A 16,570-nucleotide genomic window follows, 5' to 3' on the forward strand; every position below is an offset into this window, starting at 1 on the left:
TGAAGCGCCGCGCGTCGTCGAAGTGCCGATGTCGCTCGCGGGCGAACGCCTCGACAAGGCGCTCGCCCAACTGTTCCCCGAATTCTCGCGCAGCCGCCTGCAGAGCTGGATCGAGGCGCAGCGCGTGGCGGTAGGTGATGAACGCCGCGCCGCAATCCCGGCATCGGGCGATGTCGAGCACGCCGGCGTCGACGAAGCGCACCAGCATCCAGGCTCGGGTCAGGTCCAGCGGCAACGCGCAACACGCGGCATCGCCCTGTTCGGCATACAGCGTATAGGCCTTGACGAGCGCCTCGAGTCGCGTGCAGCCCGCCTGGTTGCGCAGGAAGCGATAGATGCTGTGGAACAGCGATGCATGAAGGTTCGCGAACCACGTCATGTACCAGTCGATCGACGACGGCAGCAACCCCTTCGGCGCGGCCACGCCGCGCACTTCGCGATACAGCCGCACGAGACGGTCGCGCGGCAACCCGCACTCGATTTCCAGCATCTGCAGCCGCGCGCCGAGCCGGATCAGCGCCGCCGCGTGCATCGTCAGTTGCGCGTCGTCCGCGAGGCCATGCCGCCCTGCCCGGCCGTTCATGATGTTTCCTCGTCCGGTAGCTCAAGGCCGGCCAGCACCATTGCGGTATGCACGCGCACGAGATCGACCGGCGGCGTCGGGCGGGTCAGTGCCGACAGCACACCGTCCCGGCCCGGCCGCAATGCGCAGATCAACTGCCCCGCGGACGCGAGCTCGTTCATATGCTTCATCGACAGCGCGGCCAGCGCGGCGGCGACATCGGCGGTCACACCCAGGCGGAACATGCCGGTTGCGCGATCCGACTGCAGCAGTCGCTGCGCAAGCCAGAGATACGACATGTTCAGTTCCCACATTGCATCGCTGTCGTTGGCAACCTTCATCGTTCACCTCGATTCATGCGCGATCGGGATCAATGATTCATCGTCAAAATGCGTGCCGATAATCCGGTTATGACGAACCGTTATTTTTTTCGTTCGGCATGAATAACCGAAATTCATGGTTGCCGAACGACGCACATCGTGTGCGTGCAGCGCACCGTCGTTCAATCCCGAGGCGGCCGCTTGCTTCGTCGCTCACATCGCCGCGATGCCGGCGACGCATCGAATGGCGTGCCCGCATTCACCTGCATTGCGAACTGTCGTGATTGAGTCTCGGCGATATTCCGCTGAATGTAAATGCGACGTTAGACGCAAGACAGATGCAGGACAAAAGCGACTTTAGTATTAAGACTTTCGTCTTGTACAATCCGGTTCGTTCGTATCGGTCCGACTCCGGACTCACTTATTCAAGCGTCCTCATGAAAATTCTGATCGTCGATGATCACGCGATCCTGCGGGATGGCGTGGAGATGCTGCTGCGCCAGAGTGACGACGACACGGTCGTCGTCCAGACGAGCAGCGCCGATGATGCGGTGCGGCTGCTCGACGATCACACCGACCTCGACGCCATCGTGCTCGACCTGAAGCTGCAGGGCATGGACGGCCTCGACGCGCTGGCCGTCTTCGCGACGATGCGCCCGGGGCTCCCGGTCATCGTGCTGTCGTCGTCCGAGGATCCCGGCGCCGTGCGCAGCGCGTTCGCGCAGGGCGCGATGGGTTACGTGCCGAAGTCCGCCAGCCCGCGCACGCTGCTGTCCGCGATCCGGATCGCCCTCAACGGCGAACGCTACGTCCCGCCGCTCGTGCTCGACGACCCCGCGCTGCAGCATCAGGACGGCGCCGCTGCGGCACGCGGTTCGATGCTGACGCAACGACAGGTCGAAGTGCTGCGCTATCTCGCGGAAGGCGTACCGAACAAGGTCATCGCCGACAAGCTGGGCCTGTCCGAAAAGACCATCAAGGCGCACATCACCGCGATCTTCAAGGCGCTGAACGTCATCAACCGCACCCAGGCAGCGGCAGCCGGCAGGAAGGCCGGCCTCATCTGATCCGGCGCCGGCTCGCGCGCGACATTGCCATGCCGGCGCGGAACGCCTAAATTTTCCTCATTGTCCCCGCCCGTTCGAGGAGCGTGCGCATGACGCATGTCGACGAGCCGCCCGAAACGCCGGCCGACCATGAAGTCCCGTTCGACCTCGCCGCCGACGTGATCGCGCGCTGGCAGCGCCTCGTCGACCTGATGGCGGAAATCGTCGGCGTGCCGGCCGGGCTGATCATGCGCAACGTCGGCCGCGACATCCAGGTGCTGGTGGCGAGCCGCAACACCGGCAATCCGTTCTATCCGGGCGAATCGGCCGAACTGCACGGCTCGGGGCTTTACTGCGAAGCGGTCATCGCAACCGGCGATACGCTGGTCGTGCCGGATGCGCGGCAATCCGCGCAGTGGCGCAACAATCCGGACCTGCGCGTCAACATGGTCTCGTATCTCGGCTTGCCGATCCGCTGGCCCGACAACACGCCGTTCGGCACGATCTGCCTGCTCGACTGCAAGGAGAATGCGTATTCGGAGCGCTACATCCGGCTCGTCGAGGAATTCCGCGACCAGATCGAGATGCAGTTGCAACTGATCCGCGCGCAGCGGATCGCCGAACGCGAACGCCAGCGCGCCGCGCAGCTGGCCGAGAACTTCCGCCGGCAAAAGGATCTCGCGACGGAGGCCGTGCACGTCAAGTCGAGCTTTCTCGCGGCCGCGAGCCACGACCTGCGTCAGCCCGTCCATGCGTTGAGCCTGTTCGTCGGCGCGTTACGTCACGTGCCGATGCCGGCCGACGGCACGCTGCTCGTCGATCGCATCGACCAGTCCGTCAACGCGATGGACGCGCTGTTCACCGCGATCCTCGACATCTCGCGGCTCGATGCGGGCGTCGTGCCCGTCCATCGCCGGCCGTTCGCGATCGGCGCGGTGCTGGAGCGCGTGTGCCGCGAAGTCGCCGCCGACGCGCACGGGAAAGGCTTGTCGCTGTCGTACGTGCGCAGCACGGCCGTGGTCGATTCCGACCCGGTGCTGATCGAGCGCATCGCACGCAACCTGCTGTCGAATGCGGTGCGCTATACCGACACCGGACGCATCGTCGTCGGCTGCCGGCGCACACGCCAGCACGTTCGCCTGCAATTCCTCGACACCGGGCGCGGCATTCCGGCCGACCAGCAGGCGCGCGTATTCGACGACTACTACCAGTTGCGCCGGCGCGGCGACGAGCCCGAACGGGGCGTCGGCCTCGGGCTGGCGATCGTGCGGCGCCTCGCGGGGCTGCTCGACTGCCCGCTGACACTGCGCTCAGAACCGGGGCGGGGCTCGTGCTTCGAACTGCAGCTGGTGCGGCTGGACACGGCCGTTCAGCCGGGCGCCGCCGCGGACGAGATCGCCGTCGACGAGGCGACGGCCGCCGCGCACCTCGTGGTCGTGATCGACGACGAAAGCGCGATCCGCGCCGGCATGTCGATGCTGCTCGAGCGCTGGGGCTACCAGGTCGTCACGGCCGCGTCGGTCGATGACGCGATCGCGTGCCTGGCATCGTGCGAGGTCCGGCCGACCCTGCTGATCTGCGACCTGCACCTGCACGGTGACCAGAACGGCATCGCTGCGATCGCGCGCATTCGCGACGAGTACAACGCGGCGATTCCCGCGATGCTGATCACGGGCGACACGACCGCGCGGCGGCCCGGCCGGCTGAAGCACGGCGGGTTCGTGCTGCTGCACAAGCCGGTGCCGAGCGACAAGCTGCGCGCGGCGATGGCGCGCCTGCTGCATGCGCAGGCTCCCGGGCAGCAGCGCCGGACTGACGCGGGATAGTCTGCGGCGCACCGGCGGCATGCAAAAACGGCGGGCATCTGCCCGCCGCGGATTCTTCTCACGCACACCGCGTCAGGCGCGGCGCGCGTGCGGGCCCTCGCTTACTTCAACCGCGTCGCGATCTCGTTCGCCATCGCCTTCGTCGCGGCCTTCGTCGGCGCATCCGTGGCCAGCGCGTTCAGCAGGCCGAAATCGTGGATGGTGCCGTCGTAGCGCGTGGTCGTCGCGTCGACGCCGGCTGCGTCGAGCTTGCGGCCGTACGCTTCGCCTTCGTCACGCAGCACGTCGAACTGCGCGACCTGGATCAGCGCGGGCGGCAGGCCCTTCAACTGCGCGGTACTCGCGCGCAGCGGCGACGCGTAGATCTCGTTGCGTTGCGCTTCGTTCTTCGTATAGGCGTCCCAGAACCACTTCATCATCGGCCGCGTCAGGAAGTGCCCTTGCTGATACGCGTTGTACGAACCCGTGTTGAAGTTGTGGTCCGTCACCGGCCACATCAGCCCCTGGAAGCGGATCGCGGGGCCGCCCTTGTCCTTCGCCATCAGCGCCACCACGGCCGCCATGTTCCCGCCGACGCTGTTGCCGACCACCGCGAGGCGGCTGCCGTCGACGCCGATCTCCGCGCCGTGCGCGGCCACCCACTTCGTCGCCGCATACGCCTGGTTGATCGCCACCGGGTAATGCGCTTCCGGCGACGGCGTGTAGTTCACGAACACCGCGACGGCGCCCGATTGCACGACGAGGTCGCGCACGAGGCGCTCGTGCGTCGGGAAATCGCCGAGCACCCAGCCGCCGCCGTGAATGAACACGAACACCGGCAGCGTGCCCGTCGCGCCCTGCGGGCGGACGACCGTGACCGGCACGGACAAGCCGTCCTGTTCGATCGTGCGGTTCGACACGTCGATGCCCGACAGGTCGACCTTCGTGCCGTTCTGCGCGTCGACCAGCACCTGGCGCGCCTTCGCGGGGCTCAGCGTTTCGAGGCCCGGGCCCTTCTGGCCGTTCAGCACGGCGAGGAAAGCGCTCGTCGTCGCATCGGGACCGACGGCTTCGGCACCCGCGGCGAACGCGGCAGGTGCGGCGGACAATGCGGCTGCCACGGCGGCGGCGATCAGCAGCGGCTTGACGATCTTCATGGTGCAACTCCTTGGTCGAATCTTTGAATGGCGATGGATGGTTGGCAGTGCGATGGATCAGACGAGCGTGAGCGTGACGTCGATGTTGCCGCGCGTCGCGTTCGAGTACGGGCAGACGACGTGTGCGCGGTCGATCAGCGTTTGCGCGACATCGCGATCGAGGCCCGGCAGCGAGATCTTCAGTTCGACTTCGATGCCGAAGCCGTTCGGGATCGCGCCGATGCCGACGCTGCCTTCGATCGCGGCGTCCGCGGGGATCGCGATCTTGTCGCGCGCGGCGACGAACTTCATCGCGCCGATGAAGCACGCGCTGTAGCCGGCGGCGAACAGTTGCTCGGGGTTCGCGCCTGCGCCGCCCGCGCCGCCGAGCTCGCGCGGCGTGGTCAGCTTCAGGTCGAGACCGCTTTCGGGCACCGTCGCACGGCCGTCACGGCCGCCGGTGGCTTTTGCATGGGCGCGGTACAGCACTTTTTCGATCGACATGACAGACTCCTTTTTCAGCAAATGAATGAACAGCCTTCGAACCGGGGACCGCATGCCGGCGGCTTCTTCGCCGGCTTCGCATCTGTTTATCTACGCATAGATAGATAAACATCCCCAAAAAATGCAGAGGATCGATTCCTCTGCGCCAATCATCTATCTACTACATGATAGATAACGCGATTCAATAAGAAGGCGGCGAACCGCCCCACTGCTCGCGCGCCGCCCGTCAGGGCCGCGTTTTCCAGACGGCCTCGACATCCTCGAGACGCGCCCGCGTATGAAACAACCGACTGGCCAGCACGCTGCCCTGGAACGCCGCGTACAGCGTGCGCGCCGCCGTGTCCGGCTCGCCGCTGAACTGCAGCGTGCCTTCCTTCGCGCCTTGCGCCAGCAATTCCGCGAGCCAGCGCTCGTTGGCCGTGAAGAACGCCTGAACCGCCTGCCGCACGTTCTCCGGCAGCGTTTCAATGTCGGACGCGAGCATCCCGCACAGGCAGATCAGGTTACCGTCGCCCAGCGTGCGGCCGAACATCTTCGTGTACAGGCTCAGCTTCACGTCGGCCGGCAGCGCCGGATCGATCGCCCGCACGGCCGCGAGGACTTCGTCGCTGTAGGCCGCCACCGCTTCCAGCACCAGATCGTCCTTTGACGGGAAGTAGTAGTGGATGCTCGACGTCTTCACGCCCACCAGGTCGGACAGGTCTCGATAGCTGAAGCCGTTGTAACCGCGCTGCATCATCAACGTAATCGCGTGGTCGAGAATCTGTTCGCGGACGGTCGGTTTCGTTTCCATGGATCGAACTTTATCTACTCATAGATAGATAGTCAAGGACTTTTTTAAGGGCGCGATGCCGATGCCTGCGAGCCCGCTGCGCAAGTCCGACGCCGTTCGCCTGGCCGGGCGGCTTACAACCGGCCTGCAGCAGGATCGAAACGATGCGACACTTCACGCCGGGCCATGCGAATCGCGGCGCGACGTCCATCGGCTGGACGGATGTGCCGGCACATGATGACCGCATCGCATCCGGCCCCGGCATCATCGGCCCGCCCGCTGCGTCGGGCCGCACAAGGAGAACAAGTCGATGTTTTCGTGGTTTGAACGGCGCCTGCCGACTTTCCCGCTCGAAGATCCCGTCACGCCACCGCGGGGTTTCTTCTCGTTCGTCTGGGCGTGCACGAAAGGCGCGCGCAGCTGGATCCTGCTGATCGCGCTGACGTCGGCCGCGCTGGCCGCGTACGAGGCCGCGCTGTTTGCGATGATGGGCCGCGTGGTCGACTGGCTCGCATCCGCGACGCCGGCCGATTTCGGCGGCCGGCACTTCGGCACGCTCGCCGGGTTCGCGGCGATCCTCGCCGGCAGCGCGCTGCTGATCGCGCTGCATACGATGGTCAAGCACCAGGTGCTCGCGATCAACTTCCCGATGCGGCTGCGCTGGCTGTTTCACCGGCTGATGCTCGACCAGAGCCTGTCGTTCTACGCGAACGAGTTCGCGGGCCGCGTGACGACCAAGATCATGCAGACCGCGCTCGCGGTGCGCGATGCGCTGTTCATGTCGGTCGACGTCGTGATCGGCGTCGCCGCGTACCTGATCGGCATCCTCGCGCTCGCGGCCAGCTTCGACTGGCGGCTGATGATCCCGCTCGCACTGTGGGCGCTCGGCTACGGCCTGGCGTGCGCGTATTTCGTGCCGCGCCTCGGTGCCGTCGGCAGCCGCCAGGCCGATGCGCGCGCGCTGATGACGGGCCGCATCACCGACGCGTATTCGAACATCACGACCGTGAAGCTGTTCTCGCACACGCGGCGCGAAGCCGACCACGCACGCCGCGCGATGGAAGCGTTCAAGGCGACCGGCGACGCGCAGATGCGGCTCGTCAGCGCGTTCGAGGTCGTCAACCATCTGCTGTCGACGCTGCTGCTGGTCGGCTCGACCGGCCTCGCGCTGGTTCTGTGGATGCATGGCGAGGCGAGCGCGGGCGTCGTCGCCGCCGTGATCGCGATGGCGCTGCGCCTGTCGAGCTACTCGCACTGGATCATGTGGGAAATGACCGAACTGTTCGAGAACGTCGGCACGATCCAGGACGGCATCAACACGCTGACGAAGGTGCACAGCGTGGTCGACGCGCCCGACGCGAAGCCGCTCGTGGTGCAGCGCGGCGAGATCGTGTTCGACAACGTGCAGTTCGCGCACGAGGACAACGATCGCGCGGTGTTCGACGGGCTGAACCTGACGATCCGGCCCGGCGAGCGGATCGGCCTGATCGGCCGCTCGGGCGCCGGCAAGTCGACGCTCGTGAACCTGCTGCTGCGCTTCTACGACGTGGGCGGCGGCGCGATCCGGATCGACGGGCAGGACATCGCGCACGTGACGCAGGACAGCCTGCGCGGCGCGATCGGGATGGTCACGCAGGATACGTCGCTGCTGCACCGGACGATGCGCGAGAACCTGCTGTACGGTCGCCCCGACGCGACCGAGCGCGAGATGCACGATGCAGCCGTGCGCGCGGAAGCGTCCGAGTTCATCGAGCGACTGCGCGACCGCCATGGGCGTAGCGGCTACGACGTCGAGGTCGGCGAGCGCGGCGTGAAGCTGTCGGGCGGCCAGCGGCAGCGCGTCGCGATCGCGCGCGTGATGCTCAAGGACGCGCCGATCCTCGTGCTCGACGAGGCGACCAGCGCGCTCGATTCCGAAGTCGAAGTCGCGATCCAGCGCAGCCTCGACGACCTGATGCACGGCAAGACGGTGATCGCGATCGCGCACCGGCTGTCGACCATCGCGGCGATGGACCGGCTGATCGTGCTCGACGAAGGGCGCATCGTCGAGGAAGGGACGCACCAGCAGTTACTGCAGGCCGGGGGCATTTATGCGGCGCTGTGGGCGCACCAGAGCGGCGGGTTCCTCGGTGAAACGGCGGATGCGGAGAATGCGGAGCAGTAAGCCGCCCATCCGGATGCGCGAGACGCGCGGCCTCGTTGCCCAGGCCACGCGTCGCCCTCGACATTACAAGCGCACGATCGTCGATTTCAGCTCGGTGTACTTGTCGAGCGCATGCAGCGACTTGTCGCGACCGTTGCCCGACAGCTTGTAACCGCCGAACGGGAAGTTCATGTCGTCGCTGCCGTCGCCGTAACAGTTGACCCACACGGTGCCCGCACGCAGCCGCCGCGCCACCGCATGCGCGGTCGAGAGGTCGGCCGACCAGACGGCGGCGGCCAGTCCATACTCGGTGTCATTGGCGATCCGCACGGCCTCGTCGACATCGTCGAACACGATCACCGACAGCACCGGCCCGAAGATCTCCTCGCGCGCGATCTTCGCATCGGGCTTCACCTCGAACACCGTCGGCTCGACATAGAACCCGCCCGTGTCCTCCTTCACGCGCGCGCCGCCCGTCACGAGCTTGCCTTCGTCGCGCCCGGCGCCGATATACCCCATCACGCGGTCGAGCTGCATGCGATCGACGATCGCCCCCATCGTCACCGACGGATCGAGCGGATGCCCGGGCGCGAATCGTCGCGACGCCTCGACCAGCTTCGCGACGAATGCGTCCTTGATGTCGCGATGCACGAGCAGGCGCGAGCCGGCCGTGCACACTTCGCCCATGTTGAAGAAGATCGCGTCGGCGGCCGCCTGCGCGGCGCGGTCGAGATCGGGGCAATCGCGCAGCACGATGTTCGGCGACTTGCCGCCGAGTTCGAGCCACACACGCTTCAGATTGGATTGCGCGGCGCACGCCATGATCTGCTGCCCCGTGCGCGTCGACCCGGTAAACGCGATGCAGTCGACATCACGATGCAGCGCGAGCGCCCTGCCCGGCGCCGCGCCGCCCGGCACGACGCTGAACACGCCAGCCGGAATGCCCGCGTCGCACGCGAGCTGCGCAACGCGGATCCCGGTGAGCGGCGATTTCTCGGACGGCTTGAGCACGACACTGTTGCCGGCCGCGAGCGCCGGCGCGAATTTCCACGCGGCCATCAGCAGCGGGAAATTCCACGGCACGACGGCGGCGACGACGCCGATCGGCTCGCGCGTGACGAGCCCGACCAGATGAGGGTCGACCGGCGCGACTTCGCCGCCGACCTTGTCGATCGCTTCCGCATACCAGTCGACGCAATGCGCGGCAGCCGGCACGTCGATCGCCGTGGTATCGGCGATCGGCTTGCCGGTATCGAGCGTCTCGAGCAGCGCGAGTTCGTCGAGATGCTCGCGCATCAGCGCGGCCCAGCGCTGCAGCACGGCCTTGCGCGCACGCGGGTTCATGCCGGCCCAGCTCTGGGCGTCGAACGCGCGGCGCGCGGCCACCACCGCGAGGTCGACGTCGTCGGCGCCGCAATCGGCCACGCGCGCGAGCACGCCACCGTCGATCGGGCTCACGCAGGCGAAGGTCGCGCCGGATTGCGCGTGGCGCGCGTCGCCGTCGATGAACGCGCGCCCTTCGATCCGCAACGCGGCCGCGCGTGCCTGCCAGTCTTCGAATGTCGGTTGATTCATGCGTTTCCTCGTGAAAAGTCGCGGATCACGACCCGGTGACCGGATCGATCGGCGTGAAGATGCCCGCGCGCGCCTCGATCGCTTCGCCCGCGGCGAGACACAGCGCTTCCTGGAAGCGTCCCGCGACGAGCTGCACGCCGGTCGGCACGCCGTCGTGGATGCCGGTCGGCACCGACAGCCCCGGCAACCCGAGCAGCGCGGTCGCGAGCAGCGGCCCCTGCCGCTCGACGATCGCGCGCATCGCGTCGTCGCCGTGCTGATCCGCGTCGATCGCGAACGGCTGCGCGCACGACACCGGCATCAGCAGCAGCGGATAGCGCGCGAAGAACTGCTGCCAGTCGCGCAGCAGCGCGGTACGTCGCGCGAGGCCGTTCATGTAGCCCTCGAGATCCATCGGCTTCGCGAGACGACGCTGGCTCGCGAACGCGGTACGGATCGCCGCGTCGCCGTGCTGCATGATCACGTCGCCGAGGCCGCCGCGCGCTTCGTTGGTCACCAGGTCCAGCCACAGATCGCACGCCTCGGCGAACCGCGGCGGCGCCGCTTCCTCGACGAGGCAGCCGGCTTCTTCAAGCCAGCGCGCGGCCCGCCGGATCGCATCGACCACCACCGGATCGGACGGCACGCCCGGCAGCGCCGGGCACACGGCCACGCGCGCGGGGAACGCGGCTTCGTGCGCATTCGGCGCGACCGGCATCCACCATGCGTCGCGCGTGTCGCCTGCCGCCATCGCGTCGAGCGCGAGCCGCAGGTCGCCGACCGTCCGCGCGAGCGGCCCCTGGACGGATGCGAGCTGCACCGCGAGCGTGCGGTCCTTCGACTGCGTCGGGTTGTACGCCGGCACGCGTCCGGTGCTGGGCCGCAGCCCGGCGACGCCGCACGCATAGGCCGGGTAGCGGATCGAGCCGCCCAGGTCGTTGCCGTGCGCGATCGCGCCGATGCCGGCGGCCACGGCCGCGGCGGCACCACCGCTGGAACCGCCCGGCGTCAGCGATGCATTCCAAGGATTCGACGTGCGGCCGTGCAGGTCGTTGTCGGTGAACCAGCGGTACGAAAACGCCGGCGCATTGCTGCGCCCGATCACGATCGCGCCGGCCTTGCGCAGGTTCGCGGTCACCGGGCTGTCCTCGTGCGCGATCAGGTCGGAAAACGCGCGCACGCCGTTGGTCGTCGCATGTCCCGCCGTGTCGACGTTGATCTTCACGGTCACCGGCACGCCGTGCAGCGGGCCGACCGGTGCGGCGCGCGCGATCGCGGCATCGGCATCGGACGCGGCCTGCAACGCGCTGTCGGCCATCACGTCGACGATCGCGTTGATGGCGGGGTTCACCGCTTCAAGCCGCTGCAGGCAGCTGCGCGTGAGTTCAGTGGCAGACACGTCGCGACGCGCGACGCGCTCGGCCATTTCGGCCGCGCTGAGGCGCCACAATTCCTGGGTCATGGTTTGCTCCTCGTTGATCTCGATAGTTGTCCTGAACCGGCCGCGTTACGCGCCCGGCTGTCCGGCTTGCGGTGCGTGCGACGCATAGATCTTGCGGCACGTTTCGACGACTTCCCACGTGCCGCGAAAGCCCGGCGGGATCACGAAGCGGTCGCCGGCGCGCAGCACGCGCTCGCGGCCGTCCGCATCGCGCACGATCGTGACGCCGCTCAGCATCTCGCAATACTCCGACTCGTCGTACTCGATCGTCCAGCGGCCGGGCGTGCATGCCCATATCCCGCAACTGAACTGCCCGCACGGGCTGATGTAGTGATGCGACAGCGTCTGCTGCGGATTGCCGTCGAGCAGCAACCCGCTCGGCACGCGGCTCTGCGTGAGCTTCGCGGGTGCGCGCATCAGGTCGACGAGATGCGTGATGTTGGTCATGAGTGCCTCCAGGGCATGAGTGATTCGAAACGTTTCGGTGCCGCGCGGCCGGGTGAACCGCCCGCGCGGGTCAGAGCAGATCCATCATCCGGTGCCAGGTCATCGCGAGCGCCAGCATCGGCGTGCGCAGCGCGCGCCCGCCCGGAAAGTCGCGATGGCGGATCCGGCCGAACAGGTCGAAGCGCGCGGCCTGTGCATCGATCGCTTCCGCGATCAGCCGCCCCGCCAGGCCCGTCACGTTGACGCCGTGCCCGGAAAAGCCCTGCGCGAAATACACGGTCGGCTCGAGCCGGCCGAAATGCGGTGCGCGATTCATCGTCGCGTCGATCAGCCCGCCCCACGCGTAGTCGATCCGCACGTCGGCGAGCTGCGGGAACGTCTTCAGCATGTCGCGCCGCATCGCGGCCGCGAGGTCGCGCGGCGTGTCCGTCGCGCTGCTGGCCTTGCCGCCCCACAGCAGCCGGCGGTCGCGCGTCAGCCGGAAATAGTCGAGCGCGGAATTCGTGTCGCAGATCGCCGCATCGGCCGGCATCGTCTCGGCCGCGCGCGCGTCGCCGAGCGGCGCCGTCGCGATCAGGTACGTCGCGACCGGAATGATCTTGCGCGCCAGCGCCGGCGCCAGTTGCCCCAGGTACGCATTGCAGGCCAGTACCACATGACGGGCATCCACATGCCCGCGCGCGCACCTGACGCGGTGGTGCGGCGCGGCGCGATCGAGCGAAATCGCGGGCGTGTCCTCGTGGATCGTCACGCCGGCTTCGCGCGCCGCACGCGCGAGGCCGAGCGTGTAGTTCAGCGGATGCAGGTGGCCGCTGCCTTCGTAACGGAGGCCGCCGACGTAACGATCCGACGCGACGAAACGATGCATGTCGGCGCGCTCGACGACTTCGTAGCCGCGATAGCCGAAGCGGCTCGCCGCGGTATCGCGCCACGCGCGCAGCGCATCGAGATGGCGCGGCTTGTTCGCGGCGGTCAGGAAGCCGAAACTCAGGTCGCAATCGATGCCGTATCGCTCGACCCGCTGCCGGACGATCTCGATCGACTCCAGCCCCATCGCCCAGACGCGCCGTACGTCGTCTTCCGGCAGGTAGGCCGAGAACGTATCGATGTCGCACGCGTACCCGGCGATCAGCTGACCGCCGTTGCGGCCACTCGCGCCCCAGCCGATCTTCGATGCCTCGACGAGCACGACCGAATGGCCGCGCTCGGCGAGTTCGAGTGCCGCGGACAGGCCCGTGAGCCCGCCGCCGATCACGCAGACGTCGGCCGTCTCGGCCCCGTCGAGCGATGGATGCCGCGTACGGTCGTTCGCGGTTGCTGAATAGTAGGACTGAACATGTTGCTGGTTTTCGAACTTGAGCATGTGCAAGACTCGCGAACGGCGTCGCGTCAGAACGCGTAGATGAGTTGGGTGGCGAGCAGGTCGTTCGACTTCTCGTACGACCCGTCGTGACGCAGGAAGACCTTGTTGCTCGCCCAGTCGTGCCGGTATTCGACCTTCACCGTCACTTGCTGGGTCGGATAGAACAGCAGGTCGAACGCGGCGGCCTGCCGCGTCGCGCCCTTGCACTCGAAGCCGATGCCGCCGTTTGCCTTCGACAGCGCGAGGCAGTCCGCATCGATGCCGAAGCCGTTGTACGGATCCATCCCGTTGCCGTTCAGGCCGATCGACGAGCCGCCGCCGCCGTTCTTCCGGTTCACGAGCAGGTCGTAGCGCAGCGTCGCGCCCATGCGGCCGACCACCGGTGCGTTGAACTTGCGGTGCGCGAGCAACGACAGCCCGAACCACTGCGCGAGCCCGCCGTTGAACGCGCCGTGCTGCTGCTGGCCGTAGTCGAACTCGGCGTTGTACTGCGCATCGGCAAGCGTATAGGTCGCATCGGCCTCGGCAAAGAAGAACGCACCATATGCGCTCGGCGCGTTGCCGCCCACGCCGTAGCGCACGTTGCCGGTGGCCGGGTCGACCGCGCTCGGCAGCGTCTGGCGACCGATGCTGATCGAGCCGCCGACGTCGAGCGCGCTGCCGCGCAGGTAATCGACGCGTGCGGTGAAGGTCGGCACCTTGTTGCTCGTCGTGATCGGGTCGCCGAGCGCGTTGACGCCGGTCTGCGTGACCGCGCCCGCACTGCGGAACTGCTCGTTGCCGACGAAGAACTTCCACGCCCAGTGGCCGTCCGCGCTCAGGTAGTTGAGGCCCGCGCCGATCGACGAACCCGGATCGGAGAAGTCGTACAGCAGGTTGTGCGTGAGCGTCAGCATCTGGCTCGACTGCTGGTACTCGTAACCGGCGAAGCCCGTCACGAGCCCGCCGGTGAGCGCCGTCGTGCCCGACAGCGGCACGGTCAGCACGGCCGTGTTGATGATGTTCAGGCCACTCGCGCCGCTGCCCGTCATCATCGACAGGCCCGCGCCGCGGTTCGGCATCAGCGTGATTTCCGCGGACGGCGCGGTCGGGCCGACACCGAACGTCTTCTTGATGTCGAGGAACACATCGCCGAACGTGCTGTTGTAGTAGGTGTACGCGTTCTCGTGATTCGCGAACTGGAACGACGACGTGCCGGCACCCCGGTTGTATATGTAGGTCGGATCGAGGTAGCCCGTCACCGACAACCCGGCGATCGGGCCCGTGCGCGCGGCGTCGGTCAGCGAATCGACCTTCAGTTGCTGATTCGCGACTTGTTGCCGGATTTCCGACACGTCATCGTTGGTCAGCACGGCGGGCGCCTGCCCGTAGCCGGGTGTGGACGGGTCAGCCGCCGCGCCGGTCGCCGAATTCGACGCGTTCGCCACGGTCGACACAACCGGTGCGGCCGAAGGCTTCGCGCCGAGCTGCGATTGCAGCGCGCTCATCTGACGTTGCAGCACCGCGATCTGCTGCTGCAGCGTCCGGATCTGGTCGGCGCTCGAATTCGCCGCGGCCAGCCCCGGCAGCGCTCCGGCGATCAGCGCGCAGAGCATCTTCTTTTTCATGGAAAGTCTCCTGGTCGTTCGTCAGTGTTCGTCACTTCGTGGGATGCGGGATGCGGTCGTGCAGCGGCGGCGCGGCGGGCGAGCGCGCGGGCGGCATGGCGGACGGCGACGCGGGGGTGCCGGATACCTCGGCCGAGGACAGCGCGTGCCACGCCCGCATGTCACGCGCGTGCCGCCGCTCGCGGGCCAGCATCGCGCGGTTCACGACGACGACCCCGATCGTCACGACCGTGATGAACACCGTGGCGAGCGCATTCATCTCCGGGTTCAGCCCCATCCGCACGCGGGAAAACACGACGAGCGGCAGCGTGGTCGACCCGGGGCCCGACAGGAACGCGGACAGGATCACGTCGTCGATCGACACCGTGAACGCCAGCAGCCAGCCGGACACCAGCGCCTGCGCGATCAGCGGCAGCGTGATCACGAAGAACACCTTCCACGGCCGCGCGCCGAGATCGAGCGCGGCCTCCTCGATCGAACGATCGAGCTCCTTCACCCGCGACTGCACGATCACCGCGACGAGCGACAGGCACAGCATCACGTGGCCGATCCAGATCGTCAGCCAGCCGCGCCCGGCCGGCCAGCCGAAGGTCTGCTGCATCGCGACGAACAGCAGCAGCAGCGAGATGCCCTGTATCACCTCCGGAATCACGAGCGGCGCGTTGATCATCGCGGCATACAGCGTGAAGCCGCGAAAGCGCCCCATGCGGGCGAGCACGAAGCCGGCCCAGGTGCCGATCGCGACCGACGCGGTCGCCGTCAGCAGCGCGATCTTCAGCGACAGCCACGCGGCCGTGAGTAGTTCGTCGTCGTGCAGCAACGCGCCGTACCACTTCACCGAGAAGCCCGACCACACCGTGACCAGCTTCGACGCGTTGAACGAATACACAACCAGGCTGACGATCGGGATGTACAGGAACAGGAAGCCCGCGCCCAGCACGCACGCGGACAGGATGCGATTCGCGCGGGTCATGGCCGGGCCTCCCCTTCGGTCTGGCTGTAGTGGAGCAGCGCCATCGGCACGAGCAGCAGCAGCACCATCGTCACCGTCACCGCGGACGCCATCGGCCAGTCCATGTTGTTGAAGAACTCGTCCCACATCACGCGGCCGAGCATCAGCGTGTTCGCGCCACCGAGCAGTTCGGGGATCACGTATTCGCCGACCGCCGGGATGAACACGAGCAGGCTGCCCGCGACGATGCCATTGCGCGACAGCGGCAACGTGATGCGCCAGAACGCGGACCACGGCGTCGCACCGAGATCGTTCGCGGCTTCAAGCAACGTGAGATCCATCTTCACGAGGTGCGCATACAGCGGCATCACCATGAACGGCAGGTACGAATAGACCATCCCGATGTAGACGCCCGCGTCGGTGTGATACAGGCGCAGCGGTGTCGCGATCATGCCGAGCGCCGCCAGCACGTGGTTCAGCAAGCCGTCGTCCTTCATGATCCCGACCCACGCATAGACGCGGATCAGGAACGACGTCCAGAACGGCAGCATCACGGCCATCATCAGCACGTTGCGGCGGGCCGGCGCCGAGCGTGCAATGAAATACGCGATCGGGTAGCCGACCAGCAGGCACATCAGCGTCGATGCCGCGGCCATCTTCAGCGAGCTGACGTAGGTGTTCAGGTACAGGTCGTCCTGCAGCAGCAGCGCGTAATGCTTCAGCGACAGCACGACCTGCACGGTGCCCGCCTCCAGCCGCGCGAGCGCGGTGTACGGCGGGATGCCGAGCATCTGGTCGGCGAAGCTGATCTTCAGCACCAGCACGAACGGCAGCGCGAAGAACACCGCAAGCCACACGAACGGCACGCCGATCGCGACGCTGCGGCCCGACGGCAGGAAGCGCGACAGCAGCGCGAAG

At 67.3% G+C, this 16,570-nt stretch carries 14 protein-coding genes and 2 pseudogenes; 4 read left to right on the plus strand and 12 right to left on the minus strand.

Annotated features, from left to right (window positions below; translation table 11 throughout):
* Nucleotides 1-133 (plus strand): annotated as a pseudogene (locus G3N96_RS39455) (S4 domain-containing protein); the annotation flags it as partial.
* A gap of 45 nt (nucleotides 134-178) precedes the next feature.
* Here G3N96_RS39455 and G3N96_RS39460 read toward each other — a convergent pair.
* Both G3N96_RS39460 and G3N96_RS32925 read right to left on the minus strand, forming a co-directional pair.
* Nucleotides 179-583, minus strand: a pseudogene (locus tag G3N96_RS39460) (FlhC family transcriptional regulator); the annotation flags it as partial.
* Entirely contained in the window at nucleotides 580-903 is a 324-nt protein-coding gene (locus G3N96_RS32925; RefSeq protein WP_206139800.1) for a flagellar transcriptional regulator FlhD, read from the minus strand. The gene G3N96_RS32925 and the pseudogene G3N96_RS39460, both read right to left, overlap by 4 nt.
* A 416-nt stretch (nucleotides 904-1,319) precedes the next feature.
* On the opposite strand from G3N96_RS32925, the gene G3N96_RS32930 reads away from it, so the two are divergent.
* Together G3N96_RS32930 and G3N96_RS32935 are read left to right on the plus strand one after the other, a co-directional pair.
* Entirely contained in the window at nucleotides 1,320-1,949 is a 630-nt protein-coding gene (locus G3N96_RS32930; protein ID WP_206139801.1) for a response regulator transcription factor, read from the plus strand.
* A gap of 89 nt (nucleotides 1,950-2,038) precedes the next feature.
* A complete protein-coding gene (locus tag G3N96_RS32935) occupies nucleotides 2,039-3,754 on the plus strand; it encodes an ATP-binding protein (RefSeq protein WP_206139802.1) in 1,716 nt (571 codons plus the stop codon).
* Nucleotides 3,755-3,855: 101 nt separating this feature from the next.
* Here the strand turns inward: G3N96_RS32935 and G3N96_RS32940 are convergent, their stop codons facing one another.
* The 3 genes from G3N96_RS32940 to G3N96_RS32950 all read right to left on the minus strand — a co-directional run bounded on the left by G3N96_RS32940 (nucleotide 3,856) and on the right by G3N96_RS32950 (nucleotide 6,166).
* Nucleotides 3,856-4,890 (minus strand): alpha/beta hydrolase, encoded by a 1,035-nt coding sequence (locus tag G3N96_RS32940; RefSeq protein WP_206139803.1) that lies wholly within the window; start codon nucleotides 4,888-4,890, stop codon nucleotides 3,856-3,858.
* A gap of 57 nt (nucleotides 4,891-4,947) precedes the next feature.
* Nucleotides 4,948-5,373 carry an organic hydroperoxide resistance protein gene (locus G3N96_RS32945; protein WP_046547194.1) on the minus strand — a complete coding sequence of 142 codons (426 nt, stop codon included), beginning with the start codon at nucleotides 5,371-5,373 and terminating at the stop codon, nucleotides 4,948-4,950.
* A gap of 226 nt (nucleotides 5,374-5,599) precedes the next feature.
* Nucleotides 5,600-6,166, minus strand: a complete 567-nt coding sequence (locus tag G3N96_RS32950) for a TetR/AcrR family transcriptional regulator (protein ID WP_206139804.1) — start codon at nucleotides 6,164-6,166, stop codon at nucleotides 5,600-5,602.
* Nucleotides 6,167-6,455: 289 nt separating this feature from the next.
* Here G3N96_RS32950 and G3N96_RS32955 point away from each other — a divergent pair, with 289 nt between their 5' ends.
* Nucleotides 6,456-8,309, plus strand: a complete 1,854-nt coding sequence (locus G3N96_RS32955; protein WP_206139805.1) for an ABC transporter ATP-binding protein — start codon at nucleotides 6,456-6,458, stop codon at nucleotides 8,307-8,309.
* A 63-nt stretch (nucleotides 8,310-8,372) separates the two neighbouring features.
* Here G3N96_RS32955 and G3N96_RS32960 read toward each other — a convergent pair whose 3' ends face one another.
* The 7 genes from G3N96_RS32960 to G3N96_RS32990 all read right to left on the minus strand — a co-directional run.
* Entirely contained in the window at nucleotides 8,373-9,863 is a 1,491-nt protein-coding gene (locus tag G3N96_RS32960; RefSeq protein ID WP_206139806.1) for an aldehyde dehydrogenase, read from the minus strand.
* Between the two features lie 25 nt (nucleotides 9,864-9,888).
* Nucleotides 9,889-11,304 (minus strand): amidase family protein, encoded by a 1,416-nt coding sequence (locus G3N96_RS32965; protein ID WP_206139807.1) that lies wholly within the window; start codon nucleotides 11,302-11,304, stop codon nucleotides 9,889-9,891.
* Nucleotides 11,305-11,349: 45 nt separating this feature from the next.
* A complete protein-coding gene (locus G3N96_RS32970) occupies nucleotides 11,350-11,730 on the minus strand; it encodes a cupin domain-containing protein (RefSeq protein ID WP_206139808.1) in 381 nt (126 codons plus the stop codon).
* Nucleotides 11,731-11,800: 70 nt separating this feature from the next.
* Entirely contained in the window at nucleotides 11,801-13,093 is a 1,293-nt protein-coding gene (locus G3N96_RS32975) for an FAD-binding oxidoreductase (protein ID WP_206139809.1), read from the minus strand.
* Nucleotides 13,094-13,119: 26 nt separating this feature from the next.
* Nucleotides 13,120-14,700, minus strand: a complete 1,581-nt coding sequence (locus G3N96_RS32980; RefSeq protein ID WP_206139810.1) for a DUF3138 family protein — start codon at nucleotides 14,698-14,700, stop codon at nucleotides 13,120-13,122.
* A 31-nt stretch (nucleotides 14,701-14,731) separates the two neighbouring features.
* Nucleotides 14,732-15,673 carry an ABC transporter permease subunit gene (locus G3N96_RS32985; protein ID WP_206139811.1) on the minus strand — a complete coding sequence of 314 codons (942 nt, stop codon included), beginning with the start codon at nucleotides 15,671-15,673 and terminating at the stop codon, nucleotides 14,732-14,734.
* Nucleotides 15,670-16,570 (minus strand): ABC transporter permease subunit (locus G3N96_RS32990; protein ID WP_241022941.1); only part of this gene is annotated, 901 nt, incomplete at its 5' end. The genes G3N96_RS32990 and G3N96_RS32985, both read right to left, overlap by 4 nt.

The organism is Burkholderia sp. Se-20373, from assembly GCF_017104705.1.
Lineage (GTDB): Bacteria > Pseudomonadota > Gammaproteobacteria > Burkholderiales > Burkholderiaceae > Burkholderia.

Excerpts from the sequence above, each read along its gene's own strand:
- G3N96_RS32945 (WP_046547194.1), bottom strand. The coding sequence starts at position 5,373 with ATGTCGATCGAAAAAGTGCTGTACCGCGCCCATGCAAAAGCCACCGGC.
- G3N96_RS32970 (WP_206139808.1), bottom strand. The coding sequence starts at position 11,730 with ATGACCAACATCACGCATCTCGTCGACCTGATGCGCGCACCCGCGAAG.
- G3N96_RS32975 (WP_206139809.1), bottom strand. The coding sequence starts at position 13,093 with ATGCTCAAGTTCGAAAACCAGCAACATGTTCAGTCCTACTATTCAGCA.
- G3N96_RS32940 (WP_206139803.1), bottom strand. The coding sequence starts at position 4,890 with ATGAAGATCGTCAAGCCGCTGCTGATCGCCGCCGCCGTGGCAGCCGCA.
- G3N96_RS32965 (WP_206139807.1), bottom strand. The coding sequence starts at position 11,304 with ATGACCCAGGAATTGTGGCGCCTCAGCGCGGCCGAAATGGCCGAGCGC.
- G3N96_RS32980 (WP_206139810.1), bottom strand. The coding sequence starts at position 14,700 with ATGAAAAAGAAGATGCTCTGCGCGCTGATCGCCGGAGCGCTGCCGGGG.
- G3N96_RS32935 (WP_206139802.1), top strand. The coding sequence starts at position 2,039 with ATGACGCATGTCGACGAGCCGCCCGAAACGCCGGCCGACCATGAAGTC.
- G3N96_RS32985 (WP_206139811.1), bottom strand. The coding sequence starts at position 15,673 with ATGACCCGCGCGAATCGCATCCTGTCCGCGTGCGTGCTGGGCGCGGGC.
- G3N96_RS32960 (WP_206139806.1), bottom strand. The coding sequence starts at position 9,863 with ATGAATCAACCGACATTCGAAGACTGGCAGGCACGCGCGGCCGCGTTG.
- G3N96_RS32950 (WP_206139804.1), bottom strand. The coding sequence starts at position 6,166 with ATGGAAACGAAACCGACCGTCCGCGAACAGATTCTCGACCACGCGATT.
- G3N96_RS32955 (WP_206139805.1), top strand. The coding sequence starts at position 6,456 with ATGTTTTCGTGGTTTGAACGGCGCCTGCCGACTTTCCCGCTCGAAGAT.
- G3N96_RS32925 (WP_206139800.1), bottom strand. The coding sequence starts at position 903 with ATGAAGGTTGCCAACGACAGCGATGCAATGTGGGAACTGAACATGTCG.
- G3N96_RS32930 (WP_206139801.1), top strand. The coding sequence starts at position 1,320 with ATGAAAATTCTGATCGTCGATGATCACGCGATCCTGCGGGATGGCGTG.